12 protein-coding genes are annotated in these 12,775 nt (G+C 40.3%); 8 read left to right on the top strand and 4 right to left on the bottom strand.

Annotated features, from left to right (window positions below; translation table 11 throughout):
* Positions 1–19 precede the first annotated feature (19 nt).
* The 4 genes from AABE15_RS08305 to AABE15_RS08290 all read right to left on the bottom strand — a co-directional run bounded on the left by AABE15_RS08305 (position 20) and on the right by AABE15_RS08290 (position 4,136).
* Positions 20–883, bottom strand: a complete 864-nt coding sequence (locus AABE15_RS08305; RefSeq protein WP_338330826.1) for a hypothetical protein — start codon at positions 881–883, stop codon at positions 20–22.
* An 84-nt stretch (positions 884–967) separates the two neighbouring features.
* Complete coding sequence (locus AABE15_RS08300) at positions 968–1,888, bottom strand: Hsp33 family molecular chaperone HslO (protein ID WP_338330825.1); 921 nt, start codon at positions 1,886–1,888, stop codon at positions 968–970.
* Between the two features lie 62 nt (positions 1,889–1,950).
* A complete protein-coding gene (argF, locus tag AABE15_RS08295) occupies positions 1,951–2,949 on the bottom strand; it encodes an ornithine carbamoyltransferase (RefSeq protein WP_338330824.1) in 999 nt (332 codons plus the stop codon).
* The gene (locus tag AABE15_RS08290) at positions 2,946–4,136 is read right to left on the bottom strand and encodes an aspartate aminotransferase family protein (protein WP_338330823.1); all 1,191 of its coding nucleotides are present in this window, start codon (positions 4,134–4,136) and stop codon (positions 2,946–2,948) included. The genes argF and AABE15_RS08290 overlap by 4 nt, the downstream gene beginning before the upstream one ends.
* A gap of 156 nt (positions 4,137–4,292) precedes the next feature.
* On the opposite strand from AABE15_RS08290, the gene AABE15_RS08285 reads away from it, so the two are divergent.
* From AABE15_RS08285 to mutL, 8 genes are all read left to right on the top strand, one after another.
* Positions 4,293–4,874, top strand: coding sequence for a RecX family transcriptional regulator (locus tag AABE15_RS08285; protein WP_338330822.1), 582 nt, complete (start codon positions 4,293–4,295; stop codon positions 4,872–4,874).
* Positions 4,852–5,337: a CHAP domain-containing protein gene (locus AABE15_RS08280; protein WP_338330821.1), complete on the top strand. Its 486-nt coding sequence runs from the start codon at positions 4,852–4,854 to the stop codon at positions 5,335–5,337. Before AABE15_RS08285 ends, AABE15_RS08280 begins: the two co-directional genes overlap by 23 nt.
* 155 nt (positions 5,338–5,492) lie before the next feature.
* Entirely contained in the window at positions 5,493–5,768 is a 276-nt protein-coding gene (locus tag AABE15_RS08275) for a twin-arginine translocase TatA/TatE family subunit (RefSeq protein WP_338330820.1), read from the top strand.
* 53 nt (positions 5,769–5,821) lie between these two features.
* Positions 5,822–6,763: a bifunctional riboflavin kinase/FAD synthetase gene (locus AABE15_RS08270; protein WP_338330819.1), complete on the top strand. Its 942-nt coding sequence runs from the start codon at positions 5,822–5,824 to the stop codon at positions 6,761–6,763.
* Between the two features lie 108 nt (positions 6,764–6,871).
* Positions 6,872–9,775 carry an isoleucine--tRNA ligase gene (ileS, locus tag AABE15_RS08265; protein ID WP_338330818.1) on the top strand — a complete coding sequence of 968 codons (2,904 nt, stop codon included), beginning with the start codon at positions 6,872–6,874 and terminating at the stop codon, positions 9,773–9,775.
* Positions 9,775–10,293 (top strand): signal peptidase II, encoded by a 519-nt coding sequence (lspA, locus tag AABE15_RS08260; protein WP_338330817.1) that lies wholly within the window; start codon positions 9,775–9,777, stop codon positions 10,291–10,293. Before ileS ends, lspA begins: the two co-directional genes overlap by 1 nt.
* Before the next feature lie 43 nt (positions 10,294–10,336).
* Positions 10,337–10,861: a DUF3035 domain-containing protein gene (locus tag AABE15_RS08255; protein ID WP_338330816.1), complete on the top strand. Its 525-nt coding sequence runs from the start codon at positions 10,337–10,339 to the stop codon at positions 10,859–10,861.
* Between the two features lie 46 nt (positions 10,862–10,907).
* Positions 10,908–12,755: a DNA mismatch repair endonuclease MutL gene (mutL, locus tag AABE15_RS08250; RefSeq protein WP_338330815.1), complete on the top strand. Its 1,848-nt coding sequence runs from the start codon at positions 10,908–10,910 to the stop codon at positions 12,753–12,755.
* Positions 12,756–12,775 lie beyond the last annotated feature (20 nt).

Here is a 12,775-nt window from a genome sequence, read left to right as displayed (position 1 = left end):
TATCCTATTAACATAAAATTTAATAACCATTGGGCAACGCAGATTGAGGTAAAGTCCCTAGCGTACCTACGGGGTATTTGCTTTGTTTTGAGCTCTGAGAGGACGATGCGCGGGTGTCCTTGTGGGTTTGAGACGAGGAGGGGGTAATGTTGCTAGGAATGCCAGCAGGAAATACTGCACTTAGATCATCGTTTGACAAGGGAGGTGTTTTGGGCACGTTGACGGTGGTGTCTTGAAGGGTGTCTGGTGTAAGGGAGGGTGTGTTTAAATTTTCAGTTTTAATTGCTCCAATGAGGGGAGCCCCACTGGCATCAACAAGCCAATTTTCCAAATGTTGGCGTATTTGGTATTCAAGCTCAACGTTCATATCTTGCATTAACTGTCGAGTCGTTTCATACAAATTTTGTCTGCTATCGGCTTTTCCTTTAGATGGATCAATATCGTAGGTGTGGTTTACCGACGCTTGTACTGAAGCAATTTTTTGATTGGTAGAATTATAAATATCAAACGTTACATCCATTTGTCCGTAAAGGCTATTTTTACCTACTTCTTGTAGAGAAGCGCGGTTAATGGTGAATATTGCAAAATTTGATGAGCCTTTTGCTTTAAAACGGGTATTTGCCATAGATACCAATGCAGACGCAGGCAAGACAGGGCTTAAGTGAGTTACTTCTCTAGGATAATGTACACTGTCAGAAAAATTTTGAATAGAGATTTGGGCAACGTTGAAAAAGATAGGGGTGAGATACTCATACGTCAAAGGTGCAAAGTGCACTTCTTGCTGATGAGAGCAAGCGGTTAAGGTCACAAGAGGACAAACGATTACAAAAGCCGATGCGTAAAGTTTTAACCGAGACGAAATTCGTTTGGAATGAATATGCATCTTATTTCCCTTTGCTGAACACCAATTTATTTAAGAATACTACTCTTATCGAAGTATAATCCAAATATAGTACAAAAAAACTTTTTATGCATGAGGGTCTTTTCTATTAAACACAAAATCATAATGGCAAAATTCGCAGGTTACGGTAATATTCCCTTTAACACTCATACTATTCAAATCCGCTTCGCTAAAGGATTGTAAGACCGTCATTAAACGAGAGCGAGAACAGCGACACCCGTAAGAAACAGGCCGTGCTTTTGCAATTTTGGGGGACATACTGCCAAATAGATGAAGAATGAGTTCTTGGCTGTTTAATTTTTTTTCAAGTAATTCTTTTTCAGTAACTGTTTGAGCTAGGATGAGTGCGGTGTTCCATTCCTCTTCTTTGTCTTTTTCAGGTAAGGGAGAAGGGGTCGCATCAACAGCAATTTTTTCTAAGATCAGAGCGCTTGCACGCCATTCGTGGTCATGATATTGGCAAACCAATCGTATCCAGCAAGGGTATTGTTCACTGGTTTCAAAATAATGCGTTGCCATTTCGGAAAGAGAATTACCTTTTATTTCCACCATACCTTGGTAAGTTTTTTTATCATTTTTTTGGTCGACGGTTAAAGCAAAAAGGCCTTTTTGTAATAATTGCAAAGCCGTGGCATGGTGAGGCAAGGATGAAAGTTTTTCTTCGTCAAAGCGAGCGTAAAACCGTAATTCACCTTTTTCAGTACAATCTGCAACGAGTAGAGATAAAGCACCTTCTCCTTTTATTTGTAAAGAAAACGATCCTTGAAATTTCAACGCAGACGCTAAGGCTGCTACTAGGGCTAATGCTTCGCCTCCTAAAATGGAAATAGAGTAGGGATAATTATGGCGTTGTATTAATACATTAGCCAGAGGACCAAGGGTTACCAGTCGCCCCCGGGTTGAAGAAAAATAAAAAGGGGTAATTCCCGAAGCTACTACAAGATTCGGTACATCAGGTCTGTCTGGGGACAAAGAATGCTCGTTCATAGCGTTACTCCTTCAGTTTTGGAATATATGAAAAGAATGACTGAAAGATTAAAAAATAGCGCTTAAGGATTTCCGTAAGTTTGCCAATCGTCAGACAACAATGACCACATTAAAATAGCTTTTTGAGCATGAAGCCTATTTTCTGCCTCATCAAAGACAACCGACTGGGGTCCTTCAAACACGGCTTGGGTAACCTCTTCGCCTGTATGTGCAGGCAAGCAATGCATAAAAAGTGCATTGGGTTTTGCTAATTTCATCAAGTCTTCGTTAACCTGATAAGGGGAAAAATTTTTTAATCTTGCTTGTTTACCGTCTTTGCTATCGGACATACTGATCCAGGTATCCGTTAACACAGCATCTGCATTTTTAACGGCCTCATAAGGGCTGGTTGTTAAATGAATATTTGCCCCTTTTTTCTTTGCCCACTCTAAAACAGTTTTGGAAGGCATAAAATCCGGAGGTGTAGCCAAATTAATTCTAAATTCGAACTGAGCCGCGGCTTCTATAAATGAATTGGCAACATTGTTTCCGTCTCCTAGCCAGGCAATGGTACAATTTTTGATGGGGCCTTTATGTTCTTCAAAGGTCATGACGTCTGCAAGCACTTGGCAGGGATGCGATGCAGGGGTTAGGCCGTTAATCACAGGGACTGAAGCAAATTTTGCTAATTCCAAAAGATCTTCGGTGCACCCTGTACGTAAAACCATACCATCCACGAACCGCGACAAAACACGTGCCGTATCCGCAATTGTTTCCCCACGACCGATTTGCATTGAATCTGTAGACAGAACAATGGGATTTCCCCCTAATTGGAAGGTGCCAACTTCAAAAGATACCCTAGTACGCGTTGAAGGTTTTGAAAAAATTAAGGCTACTGTTTTACCTTCCAGAGGTTTGGCAGGATGCAGTGGATACTTACGATTTTTTTGCATCGCCTTCATTTGTTTGGCAAGCGTGAGTATTCCCCGCAGTGTACTATGACTTAAATCTTTAAGATCAAGAAAATGCTTTAAACTGTTCAGTTGAGAGCTTTGGTTTGCAAAATTAGGCAGAGCACTCATTGTGTTAACTCCATGGTGTTGAGGAGTTGCTCGGCCGCTTTGGATAAACGATTGATCCCTTCTTGGCATTCCTCTTTAGTGATAATCAAGGGGGGGACAATACGAAGAACATAGTTTCCAGCTGAGACGGTTAAAAGATTTTGTTGCAACGCAGCTTTTTGCAGTTCAACAGGGGGTATTTTGCACTTTAAACCGATAATTAATCCTCTACCACGTACCTCTTCAAAAAGATTAGGAAATTTATACAATAATTGTTGAAGCTCCGTGTTTAAAAAATTCCCGACTTCAATGACATTTTCAAGAAATGGAGGTTCCAGCATTACGTCCAGGACCGCATTGGCTGCTGCGCACGCCAAAGCATTCCCTCCAAAGGTAGAGCCATGCGTTCCTGCGGTTAAATGTTTAGCCATAGATTCCCTAGCTAAAAAAGCTCCCATGGGAACTCCACCTGCTATTCCTTTTGCTAAGGACATGACATCGGGTTCGACATCGGTCCATTGATAAGCAAACATCTTACCGGTTCGGCCCATGCCACATTGAATTTCATCAAATCCTAGATACAATTCTTTTTCTTCGCAAATTTTCCGAAGCGTTTTTAAAAATTCATTGGGGATAACGTTGACACCACTCTCGCCTTGTATAGGTTCTATAAGAAAACCTGCAGTATGGCTGTCAATCGCTTGCGTTAATTGTTCAATATCGCCGACGGGGACGTGCTTGATGCCAGGTACTTTTGGGCCAAACCCTTCAAGATATTTAGGATTATTGGTCGCGGTTAATGTTGTTAATGTACGACCATGGAACGCATGGTCGAAGCATATAATATCTGTACGTTCGGGGTGTCCATTTTTAAATTGCGTACGACGTATTAATTTTATTAAACCTTCATTTGCCTCTGCACCAGAATTACAAAAGAAAACACTGTCCGCGAAACTGATATCGGTCAATCGTTTGGCTAATTTTTCTGCTTGTGGAATACGGTAGATATTGGAGGTATGTATAACGGCCTGGGCTTGTTGGGCGATCACAGACGTTAAATGGGGGTGATTGTGACCCAAAGAAGAGGTTGCAATTCCAGCACCAAAATCTAAAAATCGTCGATGGTCTTCTGTATAAAGCCAAACACCATTGCCTTGCTTAAAAGCGAGATCAGTCCGGTTATACGTAGGCATCAATACGGGAATCATGGCAACTTTTCATTATTAGATATGGTGGGTAGAAAAAACAGTTATATTTATCTATTGTCTTGTGAAAGTCAATTTTTTCCTGTTAGGCTAGTGTATAACCTCATTAAAGTCAAAAACATCATTTAATGCTTTAGAAAACTTAAGATAGGTAAGATAATGTCTTTTACTCGTTTTCCAGATCTAAAAGAATACGCACTTAATTATCTTGCAAAATATAGTAGTACTGAAAATCACTTAATTCGAATTTTGAATAACAAAGTGAAACGCTGGGTGTTTGTTGTAAAAAAAGAAGGTCTAAGCGATAAAGAAATTGAAGATTATCTTGCTCGAGTACCGTTTTTAATTTCTCAAATTGTTTTTTCGATGAAGAGTGTTGGTGCTATTGATGATGCTCAATTTGCGATGAATAGGGTGCGTACTTTAACGCGATCTGGTAACTCTATCCAGAAAATTAAAGGAAAATTAGCTCAAAGGGGTGTCCCTTCTTCTATTATTGAGGAGGTAACTTTATCCTTTCGAGAAAAGGATACAGAATTATGGGCAGCTTTAGTCTTTGCTAAAAAACGGAGAATAGGTCCATTTCGTCGTGACGACACAGCATTAATGGCGGAAAATAGTCATAAAGCCTGGCATGTAATGTCCAGGGGAGGGTTTTCCTTTGAGATAGTAAAACAAGTAATGGGTATGGATCTTGGGGAAGCAGAGGAGAAGATGAATGAATTGCAGGCCTCTGTTTAAAAAACGTAAGCAATGCGGGTCAATCCATTGTATTTTTTATAGTTTAATTTTATTTCTTTTTTTTTCAGCGTGTAGCAGTAACAACGAACGCAGTTCGATAGAATGTGCGCCTTATGCAAGAAAACTTACAGGGGTTAATCTAAGAGGTTATGCCTATAGTTGGTGGTATCAATCCTTTGGAAAATATATTCATACTAAAAGACCCCAAGCGGGTGCTATTCTTGTGTTTCGAAGAACTCATCATCTGCCTTTAGGGCACGTTTCTGTAGTAGAAAAAGTAGAAAACTCACGTCGTATTCTTGTTGATCATGCAAATTGGCAGCCTAGGCATATCAACCATGCAGCACCGATTTTTGACGTCTCTTCTAAAAACGATTGGTCTTTGGTGAAAGTGTGGTGGCCACCGACAGATAAAATGGGTTCAAGAAAATATTCAACATATGGTTTTATTCTTCCACGCTAGCACTTGGAACTTTAGCAGTATTAAATAAAGTATGGAACTAATGTGTTAAAACGACTATAATTTCATTCGTTTTGTTTTGATAATCAAAATTTTGCATTTAGGCGATAATTGATCCATCATGGGATAGATCAAAAAAGTTAAGTTATGAGGGTATTATGGGTACTATGAGCATTTGGCATTGGCTAATTGTGTTGATTGTTATTCTTCTTCTCTTCGGTACATCAAAAGTATCCTCTTTAATGGGGGATGTTGCTAAAGGTATAAAAGCGTTTAAAAAAAATATGGCTGAGGATGAATCGGATACTACTACGGTGCGCCCATCGCAACCCAAACCCCTTCCTCCTTCTGAAACCTCTGTTCCTTTTAACGAAGAGCCTCAACCGTTTCACGAAGCCAAAGAAAAAACACCTGTCTCAAATGATCCTCAGTAACGGTTTGAATTTAAGAGCGACGTCAAGTTGAGAATTGAGAACGATTACCGTTTATGACTATTATTTTAAAGGACGGGCAAAACATACCCCCCGAAGCTTACGGTTCGGTTACTGCATTAGGTAATTTTGATGGTGTCCATCGAGGACATGCGTATTTAATTAAGCAATTAAGGCAACATAGTAAGGGTAAGCGTCTATCTGTTGTTACATTCGAACCGCATCCTAGAGAGTTTTTTTCAAGGGATCAGAAAAAATTTCGTTTAACGAATGCTGATGAACGTAACAAAGCTTTGTCCGATTTAGGCATTGATTATATTTTTCAATATACATTTGATGCGCAGTTTGCGGCTTTAAGTGGTTATGATTTTATCCATAAGATTTTACACAATCAGCTTGATACAAAACACGTGGTATGCGGAGAGCAATTCGCCTTTGGAAATAATAGAGTAGGTTCTGTTCGTTACCTTGGTTTTGAATTAAAGAAACTGAAAATTGGCTTTTCTGCGGTTAAGCCTTTAACGGATTCGTCCGGTATAATTTCTTCTAGTCGTATTCGTCATTTACTAAAAACGGGTCATCCTCATGAAGCTCAAAATTTATTGGGCAGGGCATGGGCAATAGAAAATATAGTTCAACATGGGGAGCAAAGGGGTAGGACACTTGGTTTTCCAACTGCCAATTTGTCGCTTGGTAATCATTTGGAACCTAAATGTGGCGTTTATGCCGTAACCGTTCAGTTGCCCAACGCTACAATCTATAATGGGGTGGCCAATATCGGGTATCGGCCTACTATTGGGGTGCAACCAGTGTGCAGCTTAGAAGTGCATATTTTTGACTTCGATGCGGATCTTTATGGGAAATTATTAAAAATCACTTTTCATCATTTTATTCGAGAAGAAAAAAAATATAACTCTATAGCTGCGTTGAAAATGCAAATTGAGAAAGATGCTCAACAAAGCAAATATTTTCTTGATACGATGAATGTGAAGAAATAATCTATTTTCACTGGCTATAATTGTGGTATTTATTTCGCGTTGCATTGAATTTTTTGTACGAGAAATAAATACGCATTTGTTTATCATTGTTACCGTTAGAATGGCATTATGACTGAATCCAAATCAAATGATCTGTATCGTGATACAGTTTTTTTACCTACAACTTCTTTTCCCATGCGGGGGAATTTGCCAAGAAAAGAACCCGAAATCTTGGAGCATTGGAAAAAAATAGGTTTGGATGAATCGATTAAAAGAATATCGGATGAGCGTTCAGCAAAAAATGGCAAGGTCTTTACTTTACACGACGGCCCCCCTTACGCCAATGGACATTTGCATATCGGTCATGCTTTAAATAAAATTATTAAGGATGTGGTTAATCGTGCGCATCGTATGCAGGGTCAAATCGTTCGTTATATACCCGGTTGGGATTGTCACGGACTGCCTATTGAATGGAAAATTGAGGAAAAATACCGTAAGTCGGGGAAAAATAAAGACGATGTTCCTATTCTTCAATTTCGTGCAGAATGTCGACAGTACGCACAGGAATGGCTTACCACTCAATCTTCTGAATTTCAACGATTAGGGGTACAAGGCGAATGGGATAACCGTTATGCCACGATGGATTATACTTCTGAATCCGTTATCGTAGGAGAAATTGGCAAGTTTTTATTGAATGGTAGTTTGTATCGCGGTTTACGTCCCGTTATGTGGAGCCCTGTTGAAAAAACAGCGTTGGCCGAAGCAGAAATCGAATATTATGATCATACGTCGGTTACGATCTTTGTTGCGTTTCCTTTTATCACAGGAATAAATGAAAACGATAACTATCTACAAGGGGTTTCTGCAGTTATTTGGACAACGACGCCTTGGACCATCCCGGCGAATAAAGCCGTTGCATACAACCCTAAAATTACTTACGAAATAATAGAAGTTGATAGGGTTTCCGAAGATTCCCATGTTTATAGCTCAGCGAAATTTTTGATCGCCAAAGAATTAATTGAACATTTTTGCCAGCAAGTGGGTATTTTAAAGCATCATGTCTTACATACCGTAAAGGGTGAAGAATTAAAGGGTAAATTACTTTCCCATCCTTTAAGGGGGAAAGGGTATGATTACGATGTCCCCTTGTTGGCAGGCGATTTTGTTACGACGGAAGCTGGCACGGGTCTGGTTCATTGTGCGCCGGCTCACGGTGAAGATGATTTCTATCTTTGTCAAGAGCACCATATAGGGGTTGATGAACTGGTCGAAGACGATGGTCGGTACGGATCCCATGTGCCTTTATTTGCCGGGATACATGTTTTTAAAGCGGCGGATCCCGTTTGCGAGCAGTTAAGTTTGGTCAGAGATCAAGCACATGCAGAGCGTAAAGCCTTTGTAGGATTAGTGGCACGCTCTTCGCTTGTTCATTCTTACCCTCATTCCTGGCGTTCTCGTGCCCCTGTTATTTTTCGTGCTACCCCTCAGTGGTTTATCGCCATGGATGATCAACGGTCTATCCGAAAACATGCGTTGGAAGCTCTAAAAACTGTTGTGTTCGTACCGGCCCAAGTTCGCAATCGCTTAACCAGCATGGTTGCCTCTCGTCCAGATTGGTGCATCAGTAGACAACGTGCCTGGGGAGTACCGATTGCTGTATTTATTCATAAAACGACTAAGCAAGTCTTAAGAGATGCACAGGTGATGGACCGCATTGTCGAAGCCTTCAAAGTTGAAGGAGCGGACGCATGGTATAGTTCACCCGCTTCACGGTTTTTAGGTGAGGCGTATAATCCCGAAGAGTACGAGCAAATTTTTGATATTGTTGATGTTTGGTTTGAGAGTGGATCGACCCATGCTTTTGTTTTAGGGCAACACAATCTTAATTTTCCAGCCGACTTGTATTTAGAAGGTTCCGATCAACATCGAGGATGGTTTCAATCTTCTTTGCTTGAATGCATTGGAACGAGGGGTATAGCTCCTTATAAGGCAATTGTAACCAACGGTTTTGTTATGGATGAGCAAGGCCGTAAAATGTCGAAGTCTTTAGGGAATGTGGTGGCGCCTCAAGACGTCAATGATTCACTGGGTGCCGATATCTTGCGTTTGTGGGTAATGAATTCAGACACCAATGACGATTTGAGAATTGGTAAAGAAATTCTTAAACAGCAAGGCGAGTTGTATAGACGCTTACGCAATACGTTACGTTGGATACTTGGGGGATTAAATGGTTTTAAGGAACAAGAAAAAGTTCCATACCAAGAGTTGCCAGAACTTGAGCAATGGGTATTGCATCGTTTAGCAGAGTTAAATCACGCTGTGCAAAAGGCAATAGAAACCCATGAGTGGGTTGGGTTGTATCCAACACTACATTATTTTTGTACGAATGACTTATCGGCTTTTTATTTCGATATTCGCAAAGATGCTTTATATTGTGATGGTCCCGAGAGTTTGAAAAGACGGTCTGTTCGGACAGTACTAGATATTCTTCATCGTTTTTTGTGTACTTGGCTGGCACCAGTTTTATGTTTTACGGCTGAAGAAGCTTGGATGGCTCGTTTCGGTGAGGAAAATAGTGTTCATTTACAAGAATTTCCGCTCGTACCAAAATCATGGTATAATTCTACTTTGGCGGAACGCTGGGCGCAATTGCGGGCTATACGTCGAATTATTACAACAGAAATCGAAGAATCTAGGAGATCTGGTTTGATTAAGTCGTCGCTTCAAGCTTCTGTAGAGCTTTCTTTCTCAGAAGCAGAGGCAGCTGTTTTTGGACAATACGATTGGGCAGAGCTTACAATTGTGTCGCATGTGGATATTATTATTGACCCTGGAACGGGTTCAATGTATTCCAACGAAGGGATACAATCTGGTAAAGCCCATGCCATTCCAAAAGTTTCCTTAGCTTTGGGACGTAAATGTGTTCGATGTTGGAAAGTATTGGAGGAAGTTGGCCACGATACAGAACATTCCGAACTTTGTGTGCGGTGTGCAGATGTTATTCATGCACAATCGCTTAAGCCCCAAGTGTGATGATGAATTTTTTTAAGGCGAAATCCTATATAGTAAAACATACGTGTATAGGATTAATGATTTCCTTGATCGTTTTATTTCTTGATCAACTTAGTAAATACTGGATAATCAACATTATCCAGTTGCCAGAAAAAGGAACAATAGCCATTATGCCAACCCTTAATTTTACTATGGTTTGGAATAAAGCTATTACGTTTGGATTATTCAGTCAGCTTGGTAACGTTGCGCCTATTCTTTTTACCTTGCTTGCTTTATGTATTGTATTTTTTTTATTTCTTTGGTTAGTAAGAACAAAAAAATGGTGGATTACCCTAGCTTTAGGCGCGATTATTGGTGGGGCAATAGGTAACGTAATGGATCGTATACGTTTAGGAGCAGTGATTGATTTCATTCATTTCCACATTGGTCAGTGGTCATGGTATGTTTTCAATGTTGCAGATAGTGCTATTGTTTGCGGTGTAGCTATTCTTCTTTTTGATGCTTTGTTTCTAAAAGAAAATAAAAACGCACAAGAATAACTTTGTATTCCAAGATTAAATTTATGAGTAAAGAGGCAGAATTATGGAACAACGTTTACGCCTAAATTCCTTAAAGCCAGTGGGATGTCTATTAGGAGTATTGTTTTTTTTATCCGCTTGTTCTGGTGATGATGTGTCGCGTGCTATTGGATTAAAACGTTCGATGCCCGATGAATACACGGTTACCACGCGTTCGCCTTTGTCCATGCCACCGACGGATAGTTTATTAATCCCTGACAATAACAATGCCCATCCTCAACAGGAATCGATTAGACAACAAACTTTGGAAATATTGTCGCCTGATGTTGCTCTAGAATCGTCAAAGAACAGCGGATCCACAGGACAAAGCAATCTGGTTGATCAAGTGACGCAATCTGCTCAAAAGCCCATTCAGCAAGATGAAATGCTAACTGACAACAGTTTTGTTGATCAAGTTATGTTTTGGAAAAATAATAAGCCTTCCGATTTGGCTGTGGATGGATATGCTGAAAACGAACGTATACACAGCAATTTAAGTTTAGGAAACAACCCTAAAAAAGGTGCAACGCCAACCTCATTAAAAAAATAAAGTAATTTATTTTAATACATAAAATAATTAGTCAACGATGTCTGTTATGACACAAGAAAGATCTATCCGTACCCCTACAAAAATACGTCAGTTATCGGAACACACCATTAACCTCATCGCTGCGGGAGAGGTGGTTGAACGGCCTTCTGCTGTTGTTAAAGAATTGATTGAAAACGCTTTGGATGCCCGAGCGCGTAGAATTTGTGTTCGTTTGGATAATGGGGGTATCGATTGTGTGCAAGTAACCGATGATGGGTATGGTATGTCACCGGAAGAGTTAAAATTAGCAGTTGGACGTCATTGTACTTCTAAGATAATAGAGGATGATTTAATTCATATAGCGACGTTAGGGTTTCGGGGGGAAGCACTTCCTTCTATTGGTTCCGTAGCGCGTTTATCCATTATATCCAGATGTGAAGGCGCTTCACAAGCTTGGCAGATATGCGTCAATGGTGGAAAAGTGGGCGAACCCATGCCTGCTGCAGGAATAAAAGGGACAGAAGTCACAGTAAAAGATTTATTTTATTCAACGCCTGCACGAAGAAAATTTTTGAAAACTTCGAGAGCCGAAACATCAAGATGTGAAGGGGTGATACAAAGATTAGCCGTTGCGCGACCCGAAGTTTCTTTTTGTTATATTCGGAACGATAAAACAATATTTAATTTACCTATGCAATCGCAACATGAGCGAATATTAGCACTCTTTTCCGATGTTCGACGCGAAGAGCTTATTCCCTTAGATTTTGTCAGAGACGACTTGCGTCTAACTGGTTATATTGGGGCATCATCGGTCAATCGTTCTACAACAACAGGGCAAGTCCTTGTGGTTAATCAACGCCCTGTTATTGATCTTGTGATGCAAAACGCAGTAAGGGTGGGGTACAGAGATGTTCTTGAACGAGGAAGACATCCTGTGGTTACACTCTTCTTGTCAGTTCCTTTGGATAAGATAGACGTGAATGTTCATCCGGCTAAAATGGAATTGCGATTTGCTAATGAGGCAGCGGTTCGTTCTTTAATTATTGCAAGTATACAAAAAAGCCTTGCTATAGGGGCGGGTCATGCTGGGGTTCATCCAGAATCGCTGCACGTTATCCCTCATTCGTTTCAACATAAATCGGCATCTATACAATATCCCTCTTTTCAATCTATGGGTGTCAACGAATCTTCTGTTGCAAATAGCGAAACCAAAGAACAATTATCCAATCTAGGCGAATCACTATCATTTCGGGATGCTCAATCGCTCAGCAGTTCCTCTGTTATGAATATAAAATCTGTTGAACAAACACCAAATGGATTTACTTTGGGGATAGCGGTTGCTCAAATTTTCAAAACATATATTTTGTCCGTGACTGAAAAAAACGAGTTTGTTATTGTGGATCAGCATGCTGCCCATGAAAGATTAACTCACGAAATTTTGAGGAAGCAGTATTTAGAAAATGGTATAGCTTCTCAAGCGCTTTTAATACCAGAAGTTTTAGAATTTACAGAAAGTCAGCTTTCGCGTTTGTTAGCTTTTAAAGAAAGCTTGTTGGATTTGGGGATAGAAATAGAGTTTTTTGGGGGTCAATCCCTTATTGTCCGTGCCCTGCCACAAGTCTTAGGATCAATTTCTGCCTATCTTTTACTTAAAGATTTGGCTGAGGAATTGGAAGTGGATGAACAAGCAAGCCCCCACGAAACTGACGCGCTGCATAACCGTTTAGACGCCATATTGGCACGCATAGCTTGTCATCACAGTGTGAGAGCAGGTCGTGTCTTAAAAGCGGAAGAAATGAATTCTTTATTAAGACAAATGGAGCTAACCCCAAAGGCTGGGACATGTTCTCATGGAAGGCCAACATGGTTAAAATGGTCCAAACAAGATCTTGAGAAACTTTTCGGGCGATCTTAATCCATAATCTTGCCCAAGCT

The organism is Commensalibacter sp. Nvir, assembly GCF_963921845.1.
GTDB lineage: Bacteria > Pseudomonadota > Alphaproteobacteria > Acetobacterales > Acetobacteraceae > Commensalibacter.
This window is presented reverse-complemented; position numbering and strand designations above follow the sequence as displayed.

Coding starts and splice junctions, on each gene's coding strand:
- mutL (WP_338330815.1), top strand. CDS start 10,908: ATGACACAAGAAAGATCTATCCGTACCCCTACAAAAATACGTCAGTTA.
- AABE15_RS08270 (WP_338330819.1), top strand. CDS start 5,822: ATGACTATTATTTTAAAGGACGGGCAAAACATACCCCCCGAAGCTTAC.
- AABE15_RS08255 (WP_338330816.1), top strand. CDS start 10,337: ATGGAACAACGTTTACGCCTAAATTCCTTAAAGCCAGTGGGATGTCTA.
- AABE15_RS08305 (WP_338330826.1), bottom strand. CDS start 883: ATGCATATTCATTCCAAACGAATTTCGTCTCGGTTAAAACTTTACGCA.
- AABE15_RS08285 (WP_338330822.1), top strand. CDS start 4,293: ATGTCTTTTACTCGTTTTCCAGATCTAAAAGAATACGCACTTAATTAT.
- AABE15_RS08290 (WP_338330823.1), bottom strand. CDS start 4,136: ATGATTCCCGTATTGATGCCTACGTATAACCGGACTGATCTCGCTTTT.
- argF (WP_338330824.1), bottom strand. CDS start 2,949: ATGAGTGCTCTGCCTAATTTTGCAAACCAAAGCTCTCAACTGAACAGT.
- lspA (WP_338330817.1), top strand. CDS start 9,775: ATGATGAATTTTTTTAAGGCGAAATCCTATATAGTAAAACATACGTGT.
- AABE15_RS08280 (WP_338330821.1), top strand. CDS start 4,852: ATGAATTGCAGGCCTCTGTTTAAAAAACGTAAGCAATGCGGGTCAATC.
- AABE15_RS08300 (WP_338330825.1), bottom strand. CDS start 1,888: ATGAACGAGCATTCTTTGTCCCCAGACAGACCTGATGTACCGAATCTT.
- AABE15_RS08275 (WP_338330820.1), top strand. CDS start 5,493: ATGGGTACTATGAGCATTTGGCATTGGCTAATTGTGTTGATTGTTATT.
- ileS (WP_338330818.1), top strand. CDS start 6,872: ATGACTGAATCCAAATCAAATGATCTGTATCGTGATACAGTTTTTTTA.